Source organism: Paenibacillus silviterrae, assembly GCF_030167925.1.
GTDB classification, from domain to species: domain Bacteria; phylum Bacillota; class Bacilli; order Paenibacillales; family NBRC-103111; genus Paenibacillus_G; species Paenibacillus_G silviterrae.
On record NZ_JASKUT010000001.1, the window covers coordinates 4824828 to 4851600 of the forward strand.

At 52.2% G+C, this 26773-nt stretch carries 30 protein-coding genes; 17 read left to right on the forward strand and 13 right to left on the reverse strand.

The genetic code is table 11. The features are described from left to right. The first annotated feature begins 13 nt into the window (after positions 1-13). Together QMO62_RS22510 and QMO62_RS22515 are read left to right on the forward strand one after the other, a co-directional pair. Positions 14-163 (forward strand): hypothetical protein, encoded by a 150-nt coding sequence (locus QMO62_RS22510; RefSeq protein ID WP_284644452.1) that lies wholly within the window; start codon positions 14-16, stop codon positions 161-163. A 21-nt stretch (positions 164-184) separates the two neighbouring features. Next, positions 185-403, forward strand: a complete 219-nt coding sequence (locus QMO62_RS22515) for a hypothetical protein (RefSeq protein ID WP_284644454.1) — start codon at positions 185-187, stop codon at positions 401-403. 68 nt (positions 404-471) lie between these two features. Here QMO62_RS22515 and QMO62_RS22520 read toward each other — a convergent pair whose 3' ends face one another. The 4 genes from QMO62_RS22520 to panD form a co-directional block, all read right to left on the reverse strand. Continuing rightward, entirely contained in the window at positions 472-693 is a 222-nt protein-coding gene (locus tag QMO62_RS22520; protein ID WP_284644456.1) for a hypothetical protein, read from the reverse strand. Positions 694-771: 78 nt separating this feature from the next. Further along, positions 772-936, reverse strand: a complete 165-nt coding sequence (locus QMO62_RS22525) for a hypothetical protein (RefSeq protein WP_284644458.1) — start codon at positions 934-936, stop codon at positions 772-774. A 175-nt stretch (positions 937-1111) separates the two neighbouring features. After that, a complete protein-coding gene (locus tag QMO62_RS22530; RefSeq protein ID WP_284644460.1) occupies positions 1112-1849 on the reverse strand; it encodes a YheC/YheD family protein in 738 nt (245 codons plus the stop codon). Next, positions 1846-2244 (reverse strand): aspartate 1-decarboxylase, encoded by a 399-nt coding sequence (panD, locus tag QMO62_RS22535; RefSeq protein WP_284644462.1) that lies wholly within the window; start codon positions 2242-2244, stop codon positions 1846-1848. The genes QMO62_RS22530 and panD overlap by 4 nt, the downstream gene beginning before the upstream one ends. Before the next feature lie 171 nt (positions 2245-2415). Here panD and QMO62_RS22540 point away from each other — a divergent pair, with 171 nt between their 5' ends. The 3 genes from QMO62_RS22540 (at position 2416) to yunB (ending at position 5017) form a co-directional block, all read left to right on the forward strand. Further along, complete coding sequence (locus tag QMO62_RS22540) at positions 2416-3465, forward strand: metallophosphoesterase family protein (RefSeq protein WP_284644464.1); 1050 nt, start codon at positions 2416-2418, stop codon at positions 3463-3465. Between the two features lie 260 nt (positions 3466-3725). Further along, complete coding sequence (locus QMO62_RS22545) at positions 3726-4082, forward strand: CBO0543 family protein (RefSeq protein WP_284644466.1); 357 nt, start codon at positions 3726-3728, stop codon at positions 4080-4082. A 191-nt stretch (positions 4083-4273) separates the two neighbouring features. Then, positions 4274-5017 carry a sporulation protein YunB gene (gene yunB / locus QMO62_RS22550; protein WP_284644468.1) on the forward strand — a complete coding sequence of 248 codons (744 nt, stop codon included), beginning with the start codon at positions 4274-4276 and terminating at the stop codon, positions 5015-5017. Positions 5018-5056: 39 nt separating this feature from the next. Here yunB and QMO62_RS22555 read toward each other — a convergent pair whose 3' ends face one another. After that, complete coding sequence (locus QMO62_RS22555) at positions 5057-6154, reverse strand: M23 family metallopeptidase (protein WP_284644470.1); 1098 nt, start codon at positions 6152-6154, stop codon at positions 5057-5059. Positions 6155-6292: 138 nt separating this feature from the next. On the opposite strand from QMO62_RS22555, the gene larC2 reads away from it, so the two are divergent. Then, entirely contained in the window at positions 6293-6784 is a 492-nt protein-coding gene (larC2, locus tag QMO62_RS22560) for a nickel pincer cofactor biosynthesis protein LarC2 (RefSeq protein ID WP_284644472.1), read from the forward strand. Between the two features lie 22 nt (positions 6785-6806). On the opposite strand, the gene larC is transcribed toward larC2, so the two are convergent. Next, positions 6807-7826: a nickel pincer cofactor biosynthesis protein LarC gene (gene larC, locus QMO62_RS22565; protein ID WP_284645006.1), complete on the reverse strand. Its 1020-nt coding sequence runs from the start codon at positions 7824-7826 to the stop codon at positions 6807-6809. A gap of 9 nt (positions 7827-7835) precedes the next feature. Further along, positions 7836-8633, reverse strand: coding sequence for a nickel pincer cofactor biosynthesis protein LarB (gene larB / locus QMO62_RS22570; RefSeq protein WP_284644473.1), 798 nt, complete (start codon positions 8631-8633; stop codon positions 7836-7838). A gap of 230 nt (positions 8634-8863) precedes the next feature. On the opposite strand from larB, the gene lipA reads away from it, so the two are divergent. The 9 genes from lipA to QMO62_RS22615 all read left to right on the forward strand — a co-directional run bounded on the left by lipA (position 8864) and on the right by QMO62_RS22615 (position 18577). After that, a complete protein-coding gene (gene lipA, locus QMO62_RS22575; RefSeq protein ID WP_284644475.1) occupies positions 8864-9736 on the forward strand; it encodes a lipoyl synthase in 873 nt (290 codons plus the stop codon). Positions 9737-9766: 30 nt separating this feature from the next. Beyond that, positions 9767-10570, forward strand: a complete 804-nt coding sequence (locus QMO62_RS22580) for a YutD family protein (RefSeq protein ID WP_284644477.1) — start codon at positions 9767-9769, stop codon at positions 10568-10570. Between the two features lie 76 nt (positions 10571-10646). After that, positions 10647-11312 (forward strand): response regulator transcription factor, encoded by a 666-nt coding sequence (locus QMO62_RS22585; protein WP_284644479.1) that lies wholly within the window; start codon positions 10647-10649, stop codon positions 11310-11312. A 3-nt stretch (positions 11313-11315) separates the two neighbouring features. Further along, complete coding sequence (locus tag QMO62_RS22590; RefSeq protein ID WP_284644481.1) at positions 11316-12731, forward strand: sensor histidine kinase; 1416 nt, start codon at positions 11316-11318, stop codon at positions 12729-12731. Between the two features lie 60 nt (positions 12732-12791). Beyond that, a complete protein-coding gene (locus tag QMO62_RS22595; RefSeq protein WP_284644483.1) occupies positions 12792-13586 on the forward strand; it encodes a DUF3919 family protein in 795 nt (264 codons plus the stop codon). Between the two features lie 17 nt (positions 13587-13603). Next, the gene (locus QMO62_RS22600; RefSeq protein ID WP_284644485.1) at positions 13604-14638 is read left to right on the forward strand and encodes an ABC transporter substrate-binding protein; all 1035 of its coding nucleotides are present in this window, start codon (positions 13604-13606) and stop codon (positions 14636-14638) included. Between the two features lie 87 nt (positions 14639-14725). Further along, positions 14726-16384 (forward strand): ABC transporter permease, encoded by a 1659-nt coding sequence (locus QMO62_RS22605; RefSeq protein WP_284644487.1) that lies wholly within the window; start codon positions 14726-14728, stop codon positions 16382-16384. Positions 16385-16401: 17 nt separating this feature from the next. Next, positions 16402-17478, forward strand: a complete 1077-nt coding sequence (locus tag QMO62_RS22610) for an ABC transporter ATP-binding protein (RefSeq protein WP_284644489.1) — start codon at positions 16402-16404, stop codon at positions 17476-17478. Between the two features lie 100 nt (positions 17479-17578). After that, the gene (locus tag QMO62_RS22615; protein ID WP_284644491.1) at positions 17579-18577 is read left to right on the forward strand and encodes an extracellular solute-binding protein; all 999 of its coding nucleotides are present in this window, start codon (positions 17579-17581) and stop codon (positions 18575-18577) included. A gap of 78 nt (positions 18578-18655) precedes the next feature. Here the strand turns inward: QMO62_RS22615 and QMO62_RS22620 are convergent, their stop codons facing one another. The 3 genes from QMO62_RS22620 to spoVV all read right to left on the reverse strand — a co-directional run bounded on the left by QMO62_RS22620 (position 18656) and on the right by spoVV (position 23522). Beyond that, positions 18656-19468 carry an NAD kinase gene (locus tag QMO62_RS22620; RefSeq protein WP_284644492.1) on the reverse strand — a complete coding sequence of 271 codons (813 nt, stop codon included), beginning with the start codon at positions 19466-19468 and terminating at the stop codon, positions 18656-18658. A 127-nt stretch (positions 19469-19595) separates the two neighbouring features. Then, positions 19596-22139, reverse strand: coding sequence for an alpha-glucan family phosphorylase (glgP, locus tag QMO62_RS22625; protein ID WP_284644493.1), 2544 nt, complete (start codon positions 22137-22139; stop codon positions 19596-19598). A 135-nt stretch (positions 22140-22274) separates the two neighbouring features. Beyond that, entirely contained in the window at positions 22275-23522 is a 1248-nt protein-coding gene (spoVV, locus tag QMO62_RS22630) for a dipicolinic acid transporter SpoVV (protein WP_284644494.1), read from the reverse strand. Between the two features lie 473 nt (positions 23523-23995). Here spoVV and QMO62_RS22635 point away from each other — a divergent pair, with 473 nt between their 5' ends. Further along, positions 23996-24346 carry a globin domain-containing protein gene (locus QMO62_RS22635; protein ID WP_284645007.1) on the forward strand — a complete coding sequence of 117 codons (351 nt, stop codon included), beginning with the start codon at positions 23996-23998 and terminating at the stop codon, positions 24344-24346. 45 nt (positions 24347-24391) lie between these two features. Beyond that, complete coding sequence (locus tag QMO62_RS22640; RefSeq protein ID WP_284644495.1) at positions 24392-25093, forward strand: DUF2225 domain-containing protein; 702 nt, start codon at positions 24392-24394, stop codon at positions 25091-25093. A 52-nt stretch (positions 25094-25145) separates the two neighbouring features. On the opposite strand, the gene QMO62_RS22645 is transcribed toward QMO62_RS22640, so the two are convergent. The 3 genes from QMO62_RS22645 to QMO62_RS22655 are packed head-to-tail and all read right to left on the reverse strand — an operon-like array spanning position 25146 to position 26689. Beyond that, positions 25146-26258, reverse strand: coding sequence for a GGDEF domain-containing protein (locus QMO62_RS22645; protein WP_284644496.1), 1113 nt, complete (start codon positions 26256-26258; stop codon positions 25146-25148). Positions 26259-26318: 60 nt separating this feature from the next. Next, positions 26319-26558, reverse strand: coding sequence for a hypothetical protein (locus QMO62_RS22650; RefSeq protein ID WP_284644497.1), 240 nt, complete (start codon positions 26556-26558; stop codon positions 26319-26321). Beyond that, the gene (locus tag QMO62_RS22655; protein WP_284644498.1) at positions 26555-26689 is read right to left on the reverse strand and encodes a YycC family protein; all 135 of its coding nucleotides are present in this window, start codon (positions 26687-26689) and stop codon (positions 26555-26557) included. Before QMO62_RS22655 ends, QMO62_RS22650 begins: the two co-directional genes overlap by 4 nt. Positions 26690-26773 lie beyond the last annotated feature (84 nt).

The window sequence follows — 26773 nt, forward strand, 5'->3', positions numbered from 1 at the left end:
GAGGAATGAGCTGATGAAATCTTACAAAACCGGTGAAGAAGCTCCGAAGAACGGCGTGTTTGAAACGGTGACCGGACGCAAGATGCAATACAAGAAGGGCGAGCTGTTCCAAGCTTGTCCCGACACCGGGGGCAAAACGGATTGGAAAAGCTGTGATGTGTAGTGTATTTTCGGAGGTACGAGAATGACGGATATTTTCGATAAGCATACCGAGGAAGTAGAGGAGCATTCCCATTACGTCAACTATGATCCCGATCTAAACCATCATGAAGACGACAGCCTCGAGGAGGCGCATCGCTACCTGGATCTGCAGCAGGTTCCGCGCCTAACAAGCGATCAAACCCGAATGAGCCTCAAGAGCCGAATCCAGTGGTTAATCGGGAAACGACATCAGGATATGTAAGGTGGCCCGAAAAGCTATTCCGCACCTGCGGAATAGCTTTTACGATTTCGGCGGGCCGGATGGCAAGCTTATTTTCTTTTTTTACGCGGCTTCCGGCTGCTGGTTGTGCATACCTCATCCTTCACGGTGTAGGTGACGTAATGCTGAGGTACAGGCACACAGTGATGCTGATTAATAATTTCTACAGGATGAACGACCGGTACGACCTGAGGGTAATACATGTTGTTGTATACCTGTGTAGGTGCGGTATAGATTGGGCTGGCCGTTGGACATTGGTGCTGATAAGCCATTCTCATCATCTCCTTAGCTTTGATGGTCTATTGTATGAGACAACAGCCGCAGAGGATTGTTCGAATGTCCCGTATTCCCTAACTTCCTTTCAAGGCCAGTCCCCATAGACTCATTCCGCTGATCAACACAATAAACATAAGCACGAGCCAAACCGGCTGATAAGCCTCGCGTACCTGTTCCGTTAGCTGCGTTCCCGACATGTAGACGAATTGCTGCTTTTCCATTTCGCTTTGTTGGTTCATTTGTGTGTTCATAGGCGAATCTATCAACCTCTCCGTGTAAGATTCTAGGAATAGTGTTGACGAATCTATCAAAGGGTAAACGGTAGAAGAGAGTGATTCATAGAAAAAATCACTCCTCATCCGAGAAGTGATTGTTAGTTGACCTGCTGCGCTACCGATCAGGCTGATCTTCGTATTATTTACTATAAGCGAGAATTGTTCGGTACATCGTCCGGTCCTTCAGTCGGTTGAACAGGGAAAGCGTCGGCTTGTAGTTGACCTCAATAATCCAGACGTGGCCGCTCTTATCGACTCCTATATCAACACCCATCGCCCGAACCCAGCGATACCTCGGATACAGCTGCTTTGCTGAAAGCATGGCTACGCGATCGATATCGCTTAGGATGTCCTGCAGGCGTCGGTCCGTGATCCCTGCTTTCTGGAGTGCATGCTCCACGGTTACGATTTTTCCGCCGCTGCGCGCGACGTTGGTTATAATGTATCCTTTGCCGGCGACCTTAGCGAGCTTTCCGGTCAGCTTCCAGGTGCTGCTGCCGCGTTTGCGCTGGACCATGACGCGAAGATCGAAGGGGCGATGCTGTACAGTGGCCAGCGAGATGCGCTGCTGGACGATGTAGTTTTTCGTTATCTTGCTGCGGAGATACGCATATAGCGATTCTTTGCTGGAGAATGTCTGCACCTTGGTGTCCCGTTGGAGCTCATATTGCCAGCCTTCAACCTTGCGCACACGCATGACACCGCTGCCGCCCCATTTGCCGGTTGGCTTCACGATCACCTCTCCGTACCGGTCGAGAAAGCTGTACAAGGACGACTCGCGCAGCCACATCGTTTTGGGCAGGTGGCGTGACAGCGTAGAAGACCGATTCAGCAGCTTGTATTTGGTCCATTTGGAGGTGCTGATATTTTTCGTCATTGGCGCTTCTCCTCTTGTTCCTTGATAATCAGGTCGTGCTCTTCGACTCGAACCACCTGATTATTTTCGTCGACGAAAACAACACGCGGCCTTAGTGCTTCAATTTCCTCGGGAGTCATCAGGGCCAGACTTAGAATAATGACCAGATCCCCTGGAGAGAACAGGTGGGCCGGGGGACCGTTGAGGCCGATTTTGCCTGACTGGGCAGGACCTGGTATGGCGTAGGTTTTCCAGCGGGTGGCATTGCGCAGGCTGGTGACCTGCACCATTTCGTATGGCAGGATGCCGGCTTCCTTCATAAGCAAAGGATCGATCGTGATACTCCCCACGTAGTCCAGATCGGCCTCCGTCACGACGGCGCGGTGTATTTTTCCTTTGCACATTAATCTCAGCATGACAATAACCCTCCTTCAAAGGCCTATAACTACAGGGTATGTCGGCGTGCTCCGGCATGCCATGGGCAAACGTTCGGTTATTGTCAGGAAACTTTCAACCGATGTTTACAATTAATTCACAATTCTATGCGATAATAGTTAGTAACTATTCGAAAGTGGGGGAAAGCACCCATGCTCTCCAGGCGACAATTTATTAAGAGGCTGCTGGGCGTTGCGGCAGCGCTTACCGGCGGCGGCGCACTTCTGATGCAGGCACTGAAAGGGAAGGAATCCGGCGGTCCGATGGCAGCAGAGACGCAGACACAGCCTGCCGGCCCCGCAGCGGCATCGGTACCACAGCCAGCCGAGAAGGATAATCGGCTTTTGCTTTCCTTTTTTCTACTGAGTGACGTGCATATATCCGACGGCATTTCTACCATGACGGATAAGCTGCATTCGGCATTGAAGGATATCACCAAATTCGAATCTCCCGTGGATACGATCATCTTTGGCGGCGATGTGACGGATATGGCCAGGGAAACCGACTACAAGCTGCTGCGTAAAATTTTGGACGGCTACAAGCTTCCGCCGATCTACGGCAATATGGGCAATCACGATTATTACGACATCTGGATTAACACGAAGGGTGAATGGTCCACCGAGACAAAGCCCAACGGGAAAACCGATGCCATGGCGCGAGAGCGTTTTATGAAATTTTTCGGATACAAGGATAAGCCCTACAAGGATGTTTGGGTGGGCGACGTCCATCTGATTCTACTGTCGCAGGAAGCGTATGCCGAGGAGAAGCCTGAGGTTGGCGAGGGCGCCTGGTACTCGGATGAGCAGCTCAAATGGTTCGAAGAGGTCATGAAGGTGCACGAGGACGGCCGACCGGCGTTTGTCTTCATCCATCAGCCGCTGCCCGCTCCCGATACGGACGGCAGAACGCATCAGATGATCCGGGCGAAGGAATTCCGCGCCATTCTGAAGCCGTACCGCAATGTATTCGTGCTGTCGGGGCATACGCACCGCAATTTTGCCACGGAGAGCCATTACAACACGCAGAATACGTTCCATTGGTTTAATAACGCCTCTGTCGGCAAAACGCGCAGCTCAAACAACCCCGATGTTGCGCAGGGCATGTACGTGCAGGTGTATGAGAATGAGGTGGTCGTACGGGGCCGGGAATTCTCCGACCGCAGCTGGATCGAATCGGCGAAATATACCGTTCCGTTAGTATAAACGCAAGGCTTGGCATCTCGTGCAGTATGCAGGAGAAGGCTGAGCTTTTTTTGTGTGTTTAAAGGGGTATATCATTTATGGGGTAAAAGGTTCGTATCGTTTAACTTAACGAGTTATGGAAACGCTAGAACCATAATTAACCTTCCCATAGTGTGGTGTAACCAATGGAGCAATTACATGAAATGCAGCAAAATATGGCATATGAAGAGCTTCTAAAGTATTCTTATCAAGCTCATTGACCGCAAGAGGGCTCTCTCCATTTGATTTTTGGTCTAATGGTGTTAATCCTCTCCTCCTTTTTGGACGACCTTGGCGCGGAAATCGGCATTTGGACATACCCTGTTAAGCTCGTGCCTTATTCATTAATTGCGTTTCCTTTTGATTTTTCTATCATTCCGGTTGCACAAATGTTGATTTATCAGTACTTCACAACCTGGAAATCCTTCTCTCTGGCTTTAGTTCTGCAGGCTGCTATATTCGCTTTTATCGGTGAGCCGTTTTCCGTTTGGGCCGGAGCGGTTTCTTATTTTGAATGGACCTACTGCTATTCCTTTATTTTTTATATCGTTAGCGGTACTTTCACCAGAGCATTTGTAAATTACTGGTCTCGAAAATAGCATCTTTGACATCGGAAACTTAGTCTTTGTATTTCAAGTGCCGATCTGGAAAGATGAATACCCGCCGGATCCGTCTCCCTAAATCGCGGTACCGCCGACCTCATGCAGAAGAGCCTGCCCTTCTTTTCTAGAAGCAAGCTGCATATGCTTGTATGGATCAGGACCGCTGCTTGCGGACGAGGGGGGAGTCGATGATCAGGCGAAGATGGAGAAGCCGTCCCACCGGCAAAGCCAGACTGAAACGAAACCTGCTTATCATTCTCGTAATCCTGCTGCTGTTCCTCATTCAGGGCTACGTATATGTGGATACACATCTGAAGGGGCCGCTGATGAGCTTGGCGAAGGTACGCATTAAGCAAATGGCGACGGAGGCCATCAATAGCGCGATCAGCGAACGGGTGTCGGAGACGACCAATTTCGAAAAGCTGATCGACTGGCGGTCGGACAAGAATGGGAAGGTCACCGGTTTCTCGCTGAATTACGGTGAGCATATGAAGATTACTTCGGAAACGGTTCGGACTGTAGAGCAAAAGCTGAAGGCGCTAGAATCGGTACCGGAGCACATCCCGCTAGGGCAAGCGATGAGCAGCCCGATCCTCGCTTCCTTCGGGCCGGACATTCCGATTAAGCTGACGCCTGCCGGCGCCGCGAAGGTAGAGCTGAATACACGGTATCAGAATGCCGGCATCAATATGATCCTCGTGGAGGTTTATATTCGGATTACCGTGGAGCTGACGATCATCATTCCGTTCGATACCGTTCCGGAGGTAGTACAAACCGAATTGCCGATTTCGTACTCGCTTGTGGTAGGGGACGTCCCGACTTATTATTTCGACGGCAAGGGCAATCCGGTCGGCCAGTCGAATCCGCTGCCCCCGGGCATATCGCTGCCGAATCTGAGTCTCACGGCTCCTACGGGCAAGGAAGCCAAATAACCCGGAGTCCCTTCACAGAGGGGCTTCGGGTTATTCGTTTCAACGCTTTTTGCTGCGCATTCGCCCCTCTTGCTCCAACTTGCGCATCCGCTCTTCGCGCTCCCACTTGCGAAGATGCGGGTACGGGTCGAAGGACCAGTCGGTGAGACCGTTATCCCTGTACAATCCGTAATGCAGATGCGGAGGGAATTTGCCGGAGGTACCTGGCTTGCCGTAGCCGGAGCTGCCGACCCAGCCGACCACCTGACCCGGGGCTACGATATCACCTTCCTTAAGCCCCTTTTGAAAGCCGGAGAGATGAGCGTAGTAGTGATACACATTGTTAAGGTCACGAATTCCGATGCGCCAGCCCCCATAGGGGTTCCAGCCTTTGATTTCCACCACGCCGTAAGCAGCGCTGCGTACCGGAACGCCATGGCCGGCGAACAAGTCGGTGCCCTCATGGATCCGGTAGCCGCCCCAGCCGCGGCTCGCTCCCCATGTGCTGCGATAGGAATAGTCGGCGCCAAGGGGCATGACGAAGCAGTGCTCGTGCAGGTCCAAGGTTTCGAACTTGGCGTAAATTTTGGCAAACTGCTGGATGCGTTCCACGCTTCTCGTATTCTGGTAGTACTCCCACAGCCCGATTCGCAGATCATCCTCTACGCTGCCGCGTTTGAGCAGGAACATCGCCATCGAGTACAGCCGGTCCAGATCGTTGTTCCGGTCAGCCAGATGATCCCCGGAACCGTCAAGACCGATTCCGCCGAACATGGCGATGCTCTTTTCATTCTGATCGTTGTAGTCCGGGTTCATCATACCGACCCATTGCAGCTCGGTGAAGCGGATGGCAATAAGTCCGTCCGGAGCGGCCGATCGCTTCTTGGTCATGTTGATGGTTCGTTCGTACTGGTCTACAGCGGCTAAATAATACCAAGGGAGGCCGGTCAAGGCACTCACCTTCTCGAACATATCCTTTCGCTCGGTAAATATCGTTTTCATGCCGCCGTCATTCTTGACGGCTTTCGGTGCGGCGACATTGGCACTGACCTCTACAGAGGGAGCGGGCTGCTCTGCCCTTGCCTGAATTTCCGACGTACCAGACGCAATAGCGATGATCAGGGCAGCTGTAAGCGCTTGAGCGCGGCGTCCTTTCACTATAGTTTCCTCCTTTGGAAAACATCTGCGTTAGCCGAAATAGTAATCATAGGTTGCGCTAGGCGCTGCCTTTTTATCCCGCCGCCTTTTTGGTATAATCGAACGAAATCAAGGCGCGGCTGAGGGGAGGGATGGCTTGTGAGCTTTCAGCACAGGGAAGAGCATATTGACGATCACATGCTGATGATTCAGGCGAATATCGATGACATGAATCCGGAGCTTTGCTCCTATATCGGAGAGCTTCTTTTTGAACAGGGGGCCAACGATGTGTTCTGGATTCCGATTATTATGAAAAAAGGGCGTCCCGGCGTAATGCTCAATGTTCTGGTAGCGGAGGCGGAGCTGGAACGGATGGAGGAAATTATTTTTCGCGAGACCACCACAATCGGTTTGCGGTATTTGCGGGCTTCGTGCCATCGTTTGGGAAGGGATTTCCACCGGGTGGACACGCAGTGGGGGCCTGTCAGTGTGAAGGCCGGCTACCACCGGGGGAAGCTGGTGCAGTTTGCGCCGGAGTTCAAGGAGTGCGAGCAGGTAGCCAAGCAGTATGGTGTTCCGTTGAAGCTGGTGTATGACGAGGTGCGGAGGCGATTTCTCAGTGAGCAGACAAAAGAACCGTTCGGGCCATAAAGGGGCTCGAACGGTTCTTTTACTAACGGCAGAGGGTATCCTGCGGCTCTTCACTCGAGTGGGCAGGGGGGTGGTTATGGGAGTGCTTATGCTCATGCTTATGATCCGCGTGATCGTGCTCATGGTGGTGCTCATGGTCGTGACCGTGTTCATGATGCTTGTGGTCATGAGTGTGATCATGGCTGTGATCGTGCCCGTGACTGTGTCCATGATCTCCGTGATGATGATGGTGATCGTGTTCATGGTGATGATGATGGTGGCTATGGCTGTGTGCCAGCTCCTCATGGTGCACCTGCCATTTGTGCATATACGGATCCGATTCTCCTACTACGACCCTCAGCACGTTAGGCTGATTCGGCAAGTCACGGGTACCTGCGCCATAGCCGATCGAGTCGACGATCATCGGAGGCAGGCCGCGTGCGAACTCGTCCACCAGGCCGGATATGATTCCGGCGCCTGTCGGTGTCGTCATCTCCAGGGAATAAGAAGTCGGCACAATCGGCAGTCCGCGCATCATCTCAAGCGTTGCCGGGGCAGGCACCGGATAAATGCCATGATCGCAATGGACCGTTCCCGAGCCGAGCGGTACAGGGGAGGAGTAAATTTTCTCGATGCCTAAGGAATCAATAGCCAGTGCTGCCCCAATGACATCCACGATGGAATCGATTGCCCCCACTTCGTGAAAATGAACCCGCTCGACCGGAATATCGTGAATTTTTGCCTCGGAAATGGCGATCTTCTCGAAGATCGCAAGACTCAGCTTTACCGTACGCTCGGAAAACCCGGCTCGTGTAATGATATCCACGATCTCGGAATAATGCCGGTGATGCTTCGGCGGCGTGTGCGGGTCCAGCAATACATCCAGCTTCAAGGCTGAGATGCCGCGTTTGTTCACACGCTTCCATTCAAGAGCGAATGGTTCAATCTTGATTTTCTTCAATTCCTCTTCGATATAACTGCGATCCGCACCGGCATCGACCAACGCGCCAAGGGTCATATCCCCGCTAATACCGGAGAAGCAATCCAAGTATAAAATTTTCACCAATTTTGCCTACCTCTCGCTTCTTTGGTTTTTATAAATCAGCGCTGCATTATAGCCCGCCCCGAAGCCGTTGTCGATGTTGACCACCGAAACGCCGGGAGCGCAGGAATTCAGCATGGCCAGCAAGGCCGCAATGCCGTTAAAGCTGGCTCCATAGCCTATACTGGTCGGCACGGCGATGACAGGCTTCGATACCAGCCCGCCCAGCACGCTGGTAAGGGCGCCTTCCATTCCTGCAGCGACCACGACTACGGATGCTCCGCGGATTAAGGGCAGCCGCCGGAACAGACGGTGAATCCCGGCTACGCCGACATCGAATACCCGTTCGACACGGCAGCCCATGATCTCTGCCGTTATAGCGGCTTCCTCAGCGACCGGCACGTCCGACGTGCCTGCGCATACGACGGCGATATAGCCCTCGTTCGCGGCCGCAGCGCTCTTCCCGCTTGCGGATTGCCACGTCAACGCCCGTGCACTCTCATGATAGGCTGCCTCGGGAATTTGCTGCAGGATATGCTCGGCCTTATCCCGGCTGACCCGCGTGGCCAGCACCCGGTCCGTCTGCGCCATCAGCCTGGCGAAGATCGCAGCGATCTGCTCCGCGGTCTTTCCTTCGCCGAAGATGACCTCGGGAAAGCCGGTTCTCGCTGCCCGGTCTACGTCCAGCTGGGCATAGCCTAGAGAATCATCAATGCGCTGCCCCACGGCGGACGATGCTCCGGCCAGCTCCTCCAGCAGCTTTTTGGCATCTTCTGTATCCATATCTCCGGATTGAACCAGCTGTAATATGCGCTCCATATTCATCATTGTCACGATTCCTCCGAATCTTTATGCTTCAACGCAGGCTTCTTTTTCCAAAACATCCTTTTCAGTGTACCACATTTACAAAGGAAAGTGGATTGTTTACCTATTCGTGATATAATAGCAAGTAAAATATATGAAAACCTGTGGGGGCGCCTTTCATGGAGGGGCGCTGCGATGCCGATGCAGGCTTTTCTTGTTTCAATCAGATCACCTTAGAAAGCGGGGGCATAAGGATGGCGACGAGATCCATCGAACGGAAACCCGACTGGCTCAAGATCAAATTAACCACGGGTGAAAATTATAAAGAGCTTAAGCAAATGATGCGTACCAAGACGCTGCACACCGTTTGCGAAGAGGCCAAGTGCCCTAACATACACGAATGCTGGGCCAACCGGACAGCAACCTTCATGATTCTTGGAGATATTTGCACGCGGGCCTGCCGTTTCTGTGCCGTAAAGTCGGGTCTCCCGACGGAGCTTGATCTGCAGGAGCCGGAGCGCGTAGCCGAAGCGGCGGAGCAGATGGGGCTTCGGCATGTCGTGGTGACCTCGGTCGCCCGGGATGACTTGCAGGACGGAGGCGCGTCCATTTTCGCCGAAACGATTCGAGCCATTCGCAAGCGATTGCCCTTCTCGGGGGTTGAGGTATTGATTCCCGACTTTATGGGGAATGAGGCTTCTTTGCGTATGGTTCTTGAGGCGAAGCCGGATATTTTGAACCACAACGTGGAAACGGTCGAACGGATGTCCGACCGCGTACGCTCGAAGGCCAAGTACAGCCGCTCGCTGGAGCTGCTCCGGCGTTCCAAGGAAATCGCGCCGTCGATCCCTACCAAATCCAGCATTATGCTGGGCGTAGGGGAAGAATGGCCGGAAATTTTGCAGACGATGGACGATCTGCGCGCGGTGGACTGCAATATTATGACGATCGGACAATATTTGCAGCCGACGCTGCAGCATTTGCCGGTAAAACAATTCTACACACCCGAACAATTCGCAGAGCTGAAGGAAGAGGGGATGAAACGAGGCTTCAGCCACGTGGAATCCGGACCGCTGGTACGAAGCTCCTACCATGCCCATGAGCAGGTGGAATCGGCGAAAGGGTAGACGTACAAGGGGATAAAGGAGGCAAGCAGCTTGTTCCATATTGCCAATCGAACCTATGAAGTGATCGTGGATCACAAGAACGGCTGGCGTCCCGAGGCTTTCCGTGACCGGTACAGCGAGGTGCTGGACCGCTATGACTATATCGTCGGCGACTGGGGCTACAGCCAGCTAAGGCTTCGCGGATTCTTTAAGGACACCCATCCGAAGGCGACTCGTGAAACCACGATCGATACGCTTCAGGATTATTTGAACGAATATTGCAATTTCGGCTGTGCGTACTTCATCATTGAGCGGATCCCCGGCAAGAATCCGGACGGAACACCGGAGTTGTACGTCGAGGAGCCGGAAGAAGAGGAGTATGAGCCGCTTCCGCCTCCGCCGGTGAAGACCCATTCGCAGCCTCAGCAGCACGGCTCCCGCCAGCAAGGGCAGAAGCAGCAGGGGCAGGGCGGCGGACGGCCGCAGCACCAAGGGCCAAGGCATCATAAGGACCGTGGGCGGGACAAGGACCAGCAGGGCCAGTCCAGACACCCAGGGCGAGGCGAGCATCAAGCACGCGGTGAACAGCAGAGCCGCGGCGAGAACCAAGGCCATGTCCGCGGTGAGCATCAGGGGCAAGGACGTAGTGAGCATCAAGGCAGACAAGGCAGCCATGGACAAGGCCGGCAAGAGCAAGGGCAGGAGCACCGCCAAGGGCAACAAGGTCAGGGCCAAGGGAACCGCCCGCAGGGAGGACGCCCTGGAGGGTATCAGGGCCAGAACCGCAGCTCCTCCCGCAGCCACTCCAAGCCGAACCATCGCAATCAGGCGCCCGCGCCAACCCGCGAGCCATAAAGAAGAAGAAGCACCGAGCGATCGGTGCTTTTCCTTTGTGCACTAGACGATTCCCATCAGGAGGGAGAAGGACCGCATGAACATACTAATCGTCGAGGATGATCCCAGCATTCAGATGCTGCTTAGACTGAGCATGCAGGTCGAGGGCTATCACCCCATCGCCGCAAGTACCTGCGTAGAAGGCATTCAGCTCATTAGCAGTTCACCTGTAGATTTGATCATACTGGACCTGACGCTTCCCGACCGTTCGGGCTTCGAATTCCTCCAGCAGCTGCGCAGCATGCATCCTTTCATCCCGGTCATTATTTTGACGGCCAAGAATGAAATGAATGACAAAATTCTTGGTTTTCAGCTGGGCGCTGACGACTATTTAACGAAGCCCTTCGAGACGCAAGAGCTCATCCTCCGAATACGTGCTGTTATGCGCCGGATGAAAACGGAAGCCGAGCCCCATACGATTAAGCTTGGCGTCCTTGAAATCAACAAGCCCTCACGCTCGTTGTCCGTTGCGGGCAACCCGATTAAAACGACGAGCAAGGAGTTTGATTTAATGTGGCTCCTGTGCAGCCATCCGAAAATGGTTTTTACCAGAGAGCAGCTTCTGGATCAGGTGTGGGGCTATGAATATTTCGGGCAGACCCGCTCGGTGGACATGCTCGTGAACCGCCTTCGGGAAAAGCTGAAACCGCATGATGAGCTGATTGCGACCGTTCATGGAACAGGATACAAACTGGAGGCGTGAGCAATGAAATTGAGAAACAAGCTGTTCCTGCAGCACACGCTTACCATCTGCATGCTGCTTACAGCCATGTACTTTATTATGAATTATATGATAACCAAAAGCATTATTGAAAGGGATACTCAAACGCTCAATCAATACTATGCTCTTCATAAGATCGAAGCTCTGAAAATCGTCAATGATAAGAAAATGAATATCAAGGATTTATTCTCCGGCTCCTATGCACCTCTAATCGCCTCTCATTTGGCATCGAATAACAATTTTCAGGTTCAATTGTTTTCGAACGATCAAACCATCGTCGGCAGCAGCATCGACAACTTCGATCTGCTGAAACGGGGGGACATTGAAGCCGCACTGCAGGGGCAGGTGGCTACCGTGATTACCGAAACGGAAACGTCCCGGTATTTTATTTATTCAGCTCCTTTTTGGTATCAGGGAACCATTGTAGGAGGGATACGGTACGTTCTGGATATGCAGCAGTACGTCCACATGCAGCAGCAGATGAAGTATTGGTTTGCCGGAGTAGCGGGCGTGTGCCTGGTTCTGTCGCTTTTATCAAGCTTTACTTATTTCTCGTTGCTGCTTAAGCCGGTATATGAGCTAAAACAAGCCTTGAAGCTGGTTTCGATCGGAGTCTTCAGTAAAAAAATAAAAGTGAACAGCAAGGATGAAATTGCCGAGCTTGCCTCGGATTTCAATGAAATGTCGGACGCTTTGAATCAACATATTCGGCTTCTTAAGTATGAGCAAAACAAGCAGAAGGTTTTTTATGACAATATGACCCATGAGCTAAAAACACCGTTGACCTCCATCATCGGCTTCTCGGACTTAATAGAAAAGATGAATAAGCTTGAGGATGCCAGGACCTGCAGCCAGTACATCCGCAAGGAAGGAACCCGGCTGTTGACGATGGTAGAGGAGCTGCTGGAAACTTCCCTGAAGGGGGAAGAAGCATGGAGAATCAACCTGGAATTCGGAAACCTCGCAGAGGTTGTCTCTGATACCATTCGTATCCTTGAACCGACCATTCGTAAATCGGCATTGCAAATGAAGGTGGAGCTGACCCCCTGTCTTGTTTGTCTGGATCCTGTAAGGACACAGCAGGTGCTCTTCAATATCATAGACAACGCTATCCAGCACAGCGACTGCCGACAGCTTCATGTGACGGTAGAGGAATGGAACGGCAGCGGCCGGGTGTTGATCCGTGATAACGGAAAGGGTATCCCGATGGAAGAACAAAACACCCTATTTTTACCGGTTGACCAAAAGTCAAACCGTCCCATTACCCGCAGGTCCCATGGGCTCGGCCTACCGATCTGCAAGCAGCTTATCGAAATGCAAGGCGGCTCCATTCGTTTGACAAGTGAGGTGGAGCAGGGAACAGAAGTGGAGCTGATCTTCAGCAAACGGCTCCCGATATAAGCAGCGTTACAATATTGTTACATTTGGTTGATTTTATTGAGATAAAAGGAGCGTAATGTAATGACCGTGGAGAAGAAACAGCTCTCATGGCTCCGTCTAATCATGATGCAAGTCGCTGCAGGAATCGTCATTATCGGCATATGTGCGTACATGTTTCGAGTCCCTGTGGATGAGGTGCGGGTGGTCTCGCCCATGTCCGGTGCCAGCGATGCCTTGTCTGGGGTTCCCATGCGCGTAGATGTTACGTACCCTGGTTTAGGAACGCTTTCCATCCAAGATCCGAAGGAGCTGCTTAACATGAAGTCCGCCTTCACGGAGCTGTTAAGGGAAGGAAGGACGCAGAGCATCGAAAGATCGCAGCGGTTCAAGCTGAAGGGGCTGATCGTTTATTTGGATCAAGAGGACAATACCTTCGAGGTGGGGAACAACATCTTGCGGGTGAATCAAAGCATGGTAAATTCCTTATCGGCAAGCGCTGATATCCGCAAGCTGCAAAGCGCATTTATCAATAAGATGCTGACGCCGTCCATGATTTCGGAGGCTGTAGGAAGAGAGTCAAATGCAATCATGGCGCTGCGCAGCGGAAAGATGGAAGCGCTATCTGAGGCGGAAAGAGCTGCACTTGCCTTGCAGATCCAAGCTTCTGTGAAAATGATCGACTTCAGCCATTTCCGGGAATTTACACAAAAGCCCGACATGAACTATGTCATTCAGCTAAGCGACCCCGACTCGCCAAGTCCGCATTGGATTCATTTAGACTTTTACAACAACGGTTACATGGTTGTATTCGACTTGCTCGATGAGACGAACCAAAGAGCTTATTTTCAGCTGATTTCGACTCCGACGACATTCTGAAAGGCAGGTCATGCCAAATGGCAAGAAGAAAGAACAACAGCTCCATGATGATCGTTTCCGTATTGGTAATTGTGCTGGTTGCCGGGTTTTTCCTGTATAAATCCGGCACCTTCGGCAAAAAGGATGCAGGAAAGGTGACCGTTTACTCCATATTCCAGGAGGAAGAGGCTAGAAAAATATTGGATCAATTCAAAAAGGAAACGGGAATCGATTACGATATTCTGCGATTGCCTAGCGGGGAAGCCGTAGCCCGGGTTCAAAACGAAATGAGCAAGCCTCAAGCGGACTTTCTGATGGGAGGACCGGCTGATTCTCATGAGGTGTTAAAACAAGCCGGAACTTTGAAAGCGTATACATCACCAAACGCTGCGGATATTCCGGATAATATGAAGGACAACGCCGGCTTTTGGACGGGCTTCTACATGAACCCTGTTGCTATCGGCATTAACGAGCAGCGTTGGAAAGAGAAATACGGTACGGCCCCGTATCCTCAATCCTTTAAAGATCTTTTGGACCCCAAATTCAAAGGCGAGATCGGCATGTCCGATCCTGCGACGTCAGGAACGGCTTATACGGCGGTAGCGTCGCTTGCCCAAGTATGGGGACGCGAAGAAATGCTCAAGTATATGGGGCAGCTGCTTCCGAATCTGAAGGAGCGCCCGAAATCCGGAATTGAACCGATTCAAAAGGCGGCTAAGGGTGAATACACAATCGGTGTTACTTTCCTCGGAGATCAGCTGAAGATGAAGGCTCAGGGCAATCCGATCGTCAGCATCGTGCCGGAGGCGGCCGGGTATGAAATTGGAGGACTGTCCATTATTAAGGGAGGACCTAATACGGAAGCTGCCAAGAAGCTGATGGATTTCATGCTCACGAAGGAGCCGGGACTGCTCTATACACAATCCGCCTTCGCGGTATCCGTGAAGCCCTCCGTACCTGTTCCAAACGGCGGTATCGATATTAAGACCACGAAGTACAACAAAAATTACAGCCTATGGGAGGCAGCCGAGCAGAGGAAGATGCTGCAGGATCTGCTGAAAAATTTGAAATAACGATGTAAGGGCAGACGGATTGTCTACGCCGACCCAACGGGTAGACAATCCTTTCTGAAAATGCTTGAAAGGTGGCCATAACCTCCTATGGTTAAAGAGAAAAAAGGATTTACCGAGTCCATTGTAAGACTTGTAAAAGACCCGTCTTCCATGTTTTTGGTTCTCATCAGCTTTGTTTTGCTGGCATTGTTTGTCTTGTATCCCTTGATCTTCGTAATTACCATTCCCAGCGGCGAAAATTGGCTGACCTTCTTTACAAAGGGCAGATACGGAACCGCACTGTTAAATACCATAGTGAGCTCCACGCTTTCCGCGTTAACGGCAACCGTACTCGGCTTCCTGTACGCCTATGCCATTCATTACAGCAACATTAGAGGGAAACGATTCTTCCGCTTTATCGCGTTTCTGCCTCTGCTAGCCCCTTCGGTCATGAGCGGACTTGCTTTTTTGCTGTTGTTCGGCCGGGGCGGCATTGTTTCGCAGTGGTTGAAGTCCTGGTTTTCCATTGAGCTGGACTTGTACGGGTTACCCGGTTTATGGATTGTGCAGACGATATCCTATTTTCCTTTGGCTTATATGACTACGACCGGTGTGCTTCGGTCCATCTCGCCGAACCTGGAGATTGCAGCGCAAAATCTGGGCGCCCGAGGTTTTCATCTATTTCGTACCATTACGCTGAAGCTTGCGCTTCCGGGAATTATCAATGCCTTCTTGCTTGTTGCCATTAACTGCTTTGCCGATTTCGGCAACCCTAAGCTGATTGGGGGAAATTACTCCCTGCTGGCGGTAGAAATTTACGGGGAAATCATTAATAATGAGCCGGGACTGGCTTCCGTGATGGGAATTATCTTGGTGATTCCGGCACTCATTGTGTTCATCATACAGGAAAGGGTTTTATCTAAAGGCTCGTTTTCTACCATTACGGGAAAGCCTGTGTCGGGATTGAAGCGGGTGACCACCTCCAAAGGTGTAGACGTATTACTTTTCTCGCTGAATGCTGTCATTTCCATTTTTATCATGGCCATGTTCGCCATTACGCTGTTGTTCGCCTTTACTAAAAACTTCGGCAGAGACAATACCTTTACCATGGATCATATGATGAAGGTGGTTTTCAATGCATCAAGTCCAGCCGTTCTGAACAGCTTGGTATTGTCGCTGATCAGCTCGATTCTGGCTGTCGCTTTTGCCCTGGTTCTGGCTTACATTGTCGTGCGTAAAGTGTTTCCGGGGAAAAGGCTGCTTGATTTCACCGCGGTCCTGCCGATTGCCCTGCCGGGTACCTTCGTGGGTTTGGCACTGATCGTCGCCTTCAGCTCCGGTCCGATTATGCTCCAGGGTTCGGCTGTCCTAATTATCGTCGCTATGCTGCTGAAGCAAATGCCTGTCGGTTACCGCGGATTAATCGCCTCCTTCAAGCAGGTGGACAAATCGATTGAAGAAGCGGCTACGAATCTAGGAGCCGATAGCCGCAAAACCTTGACTACCATCGTGTTCCCGATGCTTCAGAAAACGATCGTAGCCAACTTCGTATACGCCTTCATGAAAAATATGAACACCTTAAGTACGATTGTGTTTCTTATTACACCCAAATGGGTTGTTGCGGCCGTATCGATCTTCAATTATGCCGAAACGGGAACCTATTACTGGGCGGCGGCGGTTGCCGTGGGACTAATGGCGGCCACTTTGGCTACGCTCGGCGTGATGAAGCTGATTTTCCGCGACAAGGTAAAAATATTTGATTTTTAAGGTAAGGAGTGGCTGATGTGAGTACGCAAACATTGCTTGAGCTAAAAAATGTAAACAAGGTCTTTGGTGAGAATCATGTCTTGAAAAATATTCATCTTACCATTGAAAGAGGGAAGTTTATTACCTTTCTCGGGCCCAGCGGCTGCGGGAAAACAACGCTTCTCCGATCGATTGCAGGGTTCTATACGATCGACGAAGGAGAAATACGGATGGATGGACGCGTAGTTAACGACTTGCCGCCATATAAACGCGGGACGCCTATGGTGTTTCAAGAGTATGCATTGTTCCCTCATATGACCGTGTTCGATAATGTGGCCTACGGGCTCGATATTCAGAAGCGCCCCGAGGCTGAAGTGCAGCAGCGGGTGAAGGCGGCGCTCGACAAGGTGAAATTAACGGGGCTGGAGGAAAGGTATCCTCACCAGATGTCCGGTGGGCAGCAGCAGCGTGTAGCGATGGCGCGTGCGATCGTGATGAACTCCCCGATCATTCTTCTGGATGAGCCTCTTAGTAACTTGGACGCCAAGCTCCGTGAAGAGGTTCGGGTGGAGCTGAGAAATATCCAAAAGGAGCTGGGCTTAACTGTCATTTATGTGACTCACGATCAGCTCGAGGCGCTGTCGATGTCCGATCAGATCGTTGTATTCAATAAAGGAGCCATCGATCAGTGCGGCACGCCTCATGAAATTTATTACAAGCCTCGAACCGCCTATGTTGCCGATTTCATTGGGACAACGAACTTTCTGGATGCTGTCGTGCTCAGCGCAGGTAATGGTACGGCCTGTGTATCGTTCGGCCATAGCGATCAGACACTGACATTGCCGACTACGGAAACGCTGGCGCATGGCGAGCAGGTCAAGCTCTGTATTCGTCCCGAATCCTTGCGGATGAATCAGCCGGATGCCGGACAATTTATTATGAACGGCCAAGTCGTTTCCTCCATGTTCCAAGGCGAGAAGGAGCGGTATTTCCTCCAAGCGGAGGATGGCAAGGAATGGATTGTCGATGCTTATGATATCGGCGAGATTTCCTACCGAGGCCAAGTCGAGCTTCGAGCCATGGCTGATAAAATTCATTTGATTAAGCTGACGTAATAGCCTAAACTAGGGGAAAGGAAAACTACGGGTTTTCCTTTTTTCTGTTTGGAGCGTTATTTATAAGGCATCATGAAAGGTTGTGAAGCAGGTGAAAAAAATGGCGCTCATAATCAGCATTGTACTCGTGTGCTTATGGTTAGGCTACCGCTTCTTTCAAAACCCTTCCGGCAGCCAGCCCCTGAAGATTTACGTCATTTTTCAGGAGGACGAGGGGCGCATTTTATTAGAAAAATTTAAAGAGACCACAGGACAGCCGTATGAGCTCATCCGTATGTCCAGCGGGGAAGCAGCCTATCATCTCCTGACCTTGAAAAAAAGCGGAATCGACGTTGTGTTGGGAGGACCTGCGGATTTGCATGAGCAGCTGAAGAACAATAAGAAATCGATACGGCACACCTCCCCGGCAACCGAGCGCATTCCCGATCGATATAAAGATACCGAAGGTCACTGGACAGGCATGTATTTGGGGCCGCTTTCTATCGGTATCAATCAGAACGTTTGGAAGCAGGATCCCGCATTGGCAAGGATGGAGCCACCTGAGACGTATGAAGACTTATTGCGGCCTGAACTGAAGGGCAGAATCGAGATCCCCGACCCGGAAACGTCAGGAACCGGATACACGCTGCTGGCCTCCCTGACGCAGGAGAGAGGGGAGGAACGGGCGCTTGAGCTTATGAAGGAGCTTAAGCAGCAAAGTGTGTCGACGTCATTTTCGGGGATTACTTCCGCTCAGCGGCTGGCGGTGGGGGAGGTGGCTGCGGTCATCAGCTTTCTTGGAGATCAATTGCGCTTTGCCAATTCGGGATATTCCACTTTATCCATCGTTCCCCCGCAAGCGGGCTGGGAGATCGGCGCCGTCTCCATTTTAAAGAACGGCAGCAATACGAAGGCTGCCAAGATGCTGGTCGATTTTGTGCTTTCCAGCGAGGCGCAAACCTACTATATGAATACGGCATTCTCGTATCCCGTGCTTCCCGATATTCCCTTGAACCGGATGCTGTCCCCTGCATACCTAGGACGCTTGCTCGAATCCTACCGCTTCGATCTGGCTGCCCGGCAGCGTGAGCAGCTCATTAGCAAGTGGCGCGGCAGATAAGATGAACCATCACAGCAAAAACCCGCCTTTAGCAGGCTTGTCCATCGATCGGACGGGCCGCTGAAGGCGGGTTTTTTGCTAGTTCATCTCATACCCGATGAACGCTTCGCGCACGCGGCTCCAGAAAGGGAAGGGGCGGAAGCGGGCGAACTTTACCTTCTTGCCGGCCGCCACCATGCTCCGTATGGATACGATGTCGTTGCGCTGCATATACACATGATCCAGCGAAAGCAAAATGTTCTGATTCGCCTTCGGATAAATGTCGCAGTGATGATGCTTCGGCAGCAGGATCGGGGATCCGAGCGTCCGGAAGACGCGGTTGTTGATGGAGGCGATCTCCGCAATCTGAATTGCATCCAGCGACGGATGCACAATGGCGCCGCCAAGGCTCTTGTTGTATGCCGTGCTTCCCGACGGGGTCGAGATGCAGATGCCGTCGCCGCGGAACGTCTCGAGCAGCTCATCGTTGATATGTAATTGGGCGGTCAGCGTGGCGTCGACGCCCTTGAGCGTGAACTCGTTTAACGCGAGCTCCGTTTCGATGCCCTGCATCGTCGTGATTTGAATTTCGACCAGCGGATATTTCACCACGCGAAGATCGTTCTGCTGCGCACTTTCACCCATCAAGCGGGCCAGGTGCTCCACTTCATCGGGCTTCCAATCGGCGAAGAAGCCGAGGCGTCCCGTATGAATGCCCACAAAGGCAATATGATCGAGCTGGTCCTTATACCGGTGAAACGCATGCAGCAGCGTGCCGTCTCCTCCGATGGAGAGAACAATGTCCGGCGACGATTCGTCCAAGACCAAGCCATACTCTTGAATCAGTTGATGAAACGTATGCATCAGTTGAATCGATATTTCATCGCCACGGTGCACAACATTGTATTTCAATGGGGGTATCCTCCTACACCAAACGTGTAATTTCATCATAATCAATATTTGCCCTGATTACAATGCCCGGAATAAGCGCAAAGAACCGCCCCCGAAGGAGCGGCACTTAGTACTTGGCCCGAGCAGCTTACCAGCGTGTGACCAAAGGCAATTCGAAGGATCTTGCAAAGTTGGCGCTGATCGGATGAACACGGACATGGAAGTGCGCGACATGGCGCAAATGTGCAGGGATCACAGCGCGGTATAAATACGTATTGTCCGCAAGCTCCTTGGCTTGCGTCATCGTGACCACAACGGGATGCCACCCATCGGGGCGCTCTTCGTAATACACCAGCTCCACGGCTGTATCCTGATGCCATACCGGACCGAAGGCCACGGTTGCCGACACTTCCTTCTTCCCCCCAAAAGCACCGCTGCCGCCATCCGCAACCTCTTTAATCCGAACCTGCTTCCAGTTCTGCGTCATAAACCGCTTGTAATCGGCTACCTTCGTAGCCGCATCATAAGCATTGGAGATAAAGTGCTTCGTCCGCTGCAGCGACGGCACGTAGGAGCCGTTCGTGTAATCCATAACCATCCGGTTCGTGTTGTAGGCCGGGGTCAACGTTCGAATCGATCGCTTCATTCGCGCCACCCAGCCGGACGGCAGCTCGCCGTCACGGTAATAAAGCGGTATGATTTCATTCTCCAGAACCGTATAGATCGATTCCGTATTCTCGCGCTCCTGGGTCTCCCAGTCGGCGTCGTTCGTACCGTGGACGCTCCAGCCGTTCGTTCCGTCGTAGCCCTCCTCCCACCAGCCGTCAAGCACACTGAAGTTAAGGACGCCGTTCATAGCCGCCTTCTGGCCGCTTGTGCCGCTCGCTTCATAAGGCCTGCGCGGATTGTTAAGCCACACATCAACCCCTTGAACCAAATAACGTGCCAAGTTCATATCGTAATTTTCCAGCAGGACGACCTTCCCTCGGAAGCGGTCCATTTGAGATACGCGATAGATTTCCCGGATCAGCTGCTGACCCGGATGGTCAGCCGGATGCGCCTTGCCTGCAAACAGAAACTGAACCGGACGCTCCGGATCGTTCACCAGCCGATCCAGTCGATCCAGATTGTTAAATATCAGATTGGCGCGCTTATAGGTCGCAAACCGGCGGGCGAACCCAATCGTTAATGCCCGAGGATTCAGGTAGCCGTTGACTTCCTCGATCCGGTCCTGTGACATTCCGATGCGCCGGCGATGCTCCCGCATGTTGGCCCGGGCGTAATCCACGAGCTTTTCCTTTAGCCCGAGATGAACCTTCCAGAGCGTTTCCGTCGGCACCACATCTATCGACTTCCAGAGGTGCTCGCTTGCCTGCATACCGACCCAATCCCCAGGAAGGAACTGCCCGTAGAGCTCCTTAAGCTCCCGCGCCAGCCAAGTGCTCATATGAACTCCGTTTGTAACGTGACCGATGGGCACCTCACGTACATCAATGTTGCCATGGAACGCTCTAAACATATCCCGCGATACATGACCGTGCAGCTTGCTCACACCGTTGCGCAAAGAAGCCATATTGAGTGCAAGATGCGTCATGTTGAACAGCTGCTTGCCTTCGTCCAGACCGAGCCGGGTGAAGGCTTCCCGGTATTCGCCGTACTCTGTGAACAGCCAGCTGAAATAATATTCGAACATCGGCAGGGGGAACGCATCGTGCCCGGCAGGTACCGGTGTATGAGTCGTAAAAATCGTGCTGGCTCGAATGACCTCAACCGCTACATGAAAGGGGAGCCCCTTAAGAAGCTCTTCCCGGAGTCTTTCTAAGGTCAGGAATGCCGCATGCCCCTCATTAATGTGATACGTGCCTGTGGGAATGCCAAGCGCCCGGAGCGCCTTTACGCCTCCAATCCCAAGCAGCACCTCCTGGGCGATCCGTACATCCTGATTTCCGCCGTACAGCTGGGCCGTCAGCTCGCGATCCCAAGGACTGTTGCCGTCGATGTCCGCATCCAGAAGAAAAACGGAGATTCGGCCAACCTGCACCTGCCATATCTTGAGATGCACGATCCGATCAGCGAGCCGCACCTGGATGACCAGCTCCTCATCCGAATATTCGGAGGCCTCGCCGCTCCCTGTTCTGGCATATGCGGGCAAAATCGGCAGCTTCCCGAAATCATAGGTCACCGACTCGGCATGCTGATTGCCCTCGCCGTCGATTCGTTGGACAAAATAGCCCTTCTTATACATCAGCCCGATTCCTACAAGCGGCAGACCGAGATCGCTTGCCGATTTGCAGTGATCCCCGGCAAGCACGCCGAGCCCCCCGGAATAGATCGGCAGCGATTCGTGGAAGCCGAATTCCGCGGAAAAATAAGCGATCGCCTGATGCACATGCTGGGGGTACTGCTGCTCGAACCATGTGCCGGCACCGGCATACGCGTCGAACTCTTGCAGCACAGCCTGATAATCTTGCAGGAAGGCCGCATCGCGGGCAAGCGCCTCGAAGGCTGCAGGCTCGGTCTCTAGAAGCAGCCGGACGGGATTATGCTGCACATGATCCCACCGCTCTGAATCTATTCGGGCGAACAGTGCTTTAGCGCTCTCATTCCAGCTGTACCACAGATTGTAGGCAAGCTCCGGAAGGCGTTCCAGAGCGGGGGGAAGCGACATCGTCTTCGGAATGTACCTGTACATGGATGGCAAACCGTTTCACCTCTACCCGGCCGGCATACCGCACTCTTGGCAAAAGCAGGCGGCATGGCGGCGTTATTTTAGACCAGCTTATAACGTTGCGTACATCTAGGCTGCACCTGCTATAGTATCGTAAACTCAATTCCACTTCATACATCTCTTTCCAAGAGTAACAAGCAAGGAGAGCAATAGCAAGCAGCCAAGTACGGCTAGGAAGCCAAGTCCGGCAATCGGTACCGTATGGGTCCAGAAAGTGGCGAGAGGGGTCGTTACATCCGGCTTCGGCACAAGAGTAGCAATGGTCTCGCTATAAGGGGTTAGCGGACCCCACAGCAAGAGGACCAGCAGCCCGGCTAAGATACTGTGAAGGATGCGTGCCAAGAAGAAAGGCAGATAGCGAAGGTTGGTATGATGCAAAATACTGACTACCTGTGCATGAACGGACAGACCCGCCCAAGACAGCACCCACGCCGCGATCGCAGCTTTATAGACGAGAGGAACGCCTTCGGCACCGCCTGCAGCCTTCGCTCCCAAGGTGACCTCGAAGATGCCGTTAGCCACCGCCTGGGACAGACCGAGCGGCGTTCCGATGAAATGTAGGATCGAATTGATTAGTATGTATAAGTAGCCCATGATATGCCCGGAGGTCATGACTTCCATAACGACGGAGAAAAAAACGACCAAGCCCCCGACTACAAAAATCAGCTGCAAACCCGAGCCGACCGCCTGCTGGAGCATTTTGCCGAGAGTTCGGCCGTCCTGCATCCGTGCTTCATGCATCGCTTCGAAGGCGCGAAGCCAAATATTTTTCGGCAGGGAATGCTTGCGAGCCTGCTTCTCCACCGCCTCCTGAACATGATTACCCGGAGATGCCTTTCCGTGAAACCTCATCAGGAAGCCTACCAGCAGGGCTCCTCCGTAATGTGCCGCTCCGAGTACAACCGCTAAGGCTTGATCGTGAAAAAAGCCGACCGAAACGGCGCCGATCAGGAAGATCGGATCGGAGGATGTCGTGAAGGAGACGAGCCGCTCGCCTTCTTCCCGGTTGACCAGGCGATTCTCCCAGAGACGGGAGGTAAGCTTTGCTCCGACAGGATAGCCGGAGGCGAAGCCCATAGCCATCACGAAGCCGCCGATGCCGGGGATGCGGAACAGAGGCCGCATTAAAGGATCGAAGAGGGTGCCGAAGAAGTGCACCAGTCCGACCCCGAGCATCATCTCCGATATAACAAAGAATGGGAACAATGCCGGAAAGAGCACGTCCCACCAAATAACGATACCTTTGATTGAAGCATGGAACGATTCGGCCGGGAACATGAGCATCATAACGGCCAAAGCAACGGCAAGTGCAGCTACCGCTAAGGCCGGAGCGTTGCTTTTTCGCATAGGAACCATCTACCCCTTCGCGTCAATTGCGACTTCATTCAGATATATGTACAAGTCCCGCATCTCATGCCCCTTCCTTGTACAAGCCGTGCTCATAAATATTTGTTAACTTCCAGCGAAGTGCTGAAATTTGAAGTGATTTATGGTACAATTGTACTAACGTTAGAGAAGACATTCCGCTTACATTTCGTCTTCTTCTAACGAACGAGATAGGGGTGATCCTTATGATGAGCGTAATTGCCGGTATTCTCGTTTGTGCATTTGTTTATGTCATAAGGGAAACATTAATGACCTCGGCGGAAGAGGATTTGGAGAGCTAGTCCTTTATTTCTCGGCATAAATTCAACGTAATCGTCCCACCATTCCTGATGCTAATTGCGGTTTGTGCATTAGCATCTTTTTTCAATTTTAGAAGCATGATGTAGGAGATGAGCAGCTTGAGTCGTGAACAGCACAATGTGACGCTATTCGACATGATGGGCGGCCCGGAAGGAATCCGAAGGATTGTGGAGGCCTTCTACCCGAAGGTGCAGCAGCACCCGAAGCTGGGTCCGTTGTTCCCTGAGGATATTACGCCGGTGATGGAGAAGCAATATCTGTTTCTAACCCAATTTTTCGGGGGGCCGCCGTTATACTCCGAGCAGTATGGGCATCCCATGATGCGGGCCCGACATCTGCCCTTTGAGATTACGCCTGAGCGGGCGGCCGCATGGCTGAGCTGTATGGCCAATGCCTTGGATGAGGTAGGCATGGAGAAGGCGCTGAAGGAGGCGGTACTTGAGCGGCTCCAGGGGCCGGCATATCACTTTGTCAATACTCCTTGATGCATAGCACGGGGATCGATATCATGCATGGGAGTGGGGAATTTCGTGGTTGAGCCTTTGTTCCAAGTCAAAGTGAATTGTATTTATTGCGAAGCAACGTTTCAATCCTCTCGTGTCCGTCCGAGCTTCAAGAAGTCGGTGAAAACGGACACCGATTTCTGTATTCATTACAAGGAAATCAATCCGGACTATTATGTTGTCCGGGTTTGCCCGTATTGCGGCTATACCAGTTCGGAGAATTCCACGGACAAGCTGACGGCTTCTCAGCGTATGGCGTTCAAGGAAAAGATCGCGGACCGCTGGGAAATGAGAGATCTCAGCGGAGAGCGAAGCTGGGACGATGCGATGTTTTCCTATAAGCTGGCATTGGTTACGGCTCAGCTGAAGAATGAGAAGGGTCGCGTCATTGCAGGGCTGCTTCATCATATTGCCTGGCTGTATCGGTATAAGGGCGATGCCGAGCAAGAGAACCGGTTTTTGCAATACGCGCTGGATGAGTATACCCGGACGTTCGAAACGGAGGCAGGCGAGGTTAACAATGCACGCCTGATGTACTTGATGGGAGAGCTGAGCCGGCGCTTGAAGCATTACAACCAAGCCGTGAAGTGGTTTAGCCGCGTCATTAACGATAAAAAGATCGTGGATGCCGCCATGATCCGGGCTTGTCGCGAGCAGTGGGTCGTGACTCGCGAGGATATGGCCGCAGAGAAAGTGGAGCTCGAAGAAGAAGTGGAAGAATCGACCTAGGGATAACAATAAACGCTTAACCGGATGAGGCTTGCAGCTCATCGGTTAAGCGTTATTTGGTTTCATTGGAAATCGGAGGAAATTCATGAAAGGAAATATGCTTCTGGTACATGGTGTACCGATTTTTGCCCATAAATTTGGATTCGTACAACGCTTCATCGGCCTCGGCAATGAGCTGTGTCAAATCCGCTTGGGCAGCGCGGGCAAGGGAAATCCCGATGGAAATGGTAGTACGTACCTTATCCCGTGTGACAAAAGGATTCTCGGCAACCGCATCGCATAACCGCTGGGCATAAGCCTCGAGGGCTCTCCGGTCCGTGCTATGGCTCAGGATGATGAATTCCTCGCCCCCGTAACGGGCCACGTAATCCTGTACATCAATGGTTGCGCGGAGGATGGAGCCCACTTCTCGAAGCAGCTGGTCCCCTTGCAAATGACCGAACGTGTCGTTGAACATTTTGAAATTATCGATGTCGATCATCAAGATGGCCACCCTACGACTTCGGATGGTACGTCCGGCGATATCCAGAAAGCCGCGAAGATTAGGCAGCCGGGTCAGGCCGTCCTGATTCGCTTCGAGCTCCAGCTTGCGCTGCAGCATCCACGTTCTATTCTCTTCATTGAACATATAGACGAGAACGGCTATAGCTGCTCCCGAGACACCGAACATAAACAGCTGGGTCAACCAGAAGCCTCCGTTTGTCAGTTGATGGTCTCCTGCGTGCAAAAGAATGCGCGCCACGGTCAGCAGCAGGCAAATATAGAGCCCGTCCGTCATCCGAATGACGGAATAGCCGTTCTCATATTCGGTACGGTGAAACAGCGAGCTGACGATGGCCGGAATGAACAGCTCCTGAAACACCAGATGCAGCCAATCCTCCTGCGGAAACATGTAAACATACGCTGCCGGCAGCAAGGATGAAAGAATGGCTGTCTTCCAACCGAATCGCAGCCCGGCCATGACGATAGGGGCAAAGCTGAGATCGCTCAGCAGCTCGCTCGGGAACGGCTGCAGCATCATGATAATGCTGGCGATTCCGGTGAGAAAGGGAGCCGCCAGCCCCGATACCTTATCGAACAGCGCGACGTTGCGAAGCTTAAGGGCGATATAGCTTAAAGCAATTAACGCACATGCATTAGTTAACGGAATTTGATACATGGACATGGTTCCCTCAATCCAGCTTTGTTTTCAGTACAGAGCCTTTGTTTGCTTAAGGGGAATTGGTTACTGTCCTTGGCGAAGGGGCTTACTGGCGAGCAGGTAATCCCGGTCGGCATCCACGATGCGCAGCCGGTTCCGGCAGCATGGAAATACAAGTAAACGCTTTACACCGCTTTGGATGTCAGCCAAATCCTTTTTTTGCAGGGGGAGCATCACGTTGCTGCTATCGCAAAACGGGCAGGCCTGCACGTAGATATCTTCCCCGATGGTTTCGTACGGCCAAGTATGGCTGAAAGGAATCATGGCTTTTTGGCCAGCTCTGCGAGCTTTTGCAGTAAAATGTGCTGCGGCATGTGCATGAGATGCTCTATAGGGACGTTCAGCTCTTTGGCCAGCTTCTGTGCGGTTTCGGGTGAAATTTGCAGCGGTTTCATAAGAAAGGCCCTCCTGTCAATAGATCTACAGACTTCATTTAACCATATTTGATAACGAAAATACAGCGTAATTTAAGGTGCGGC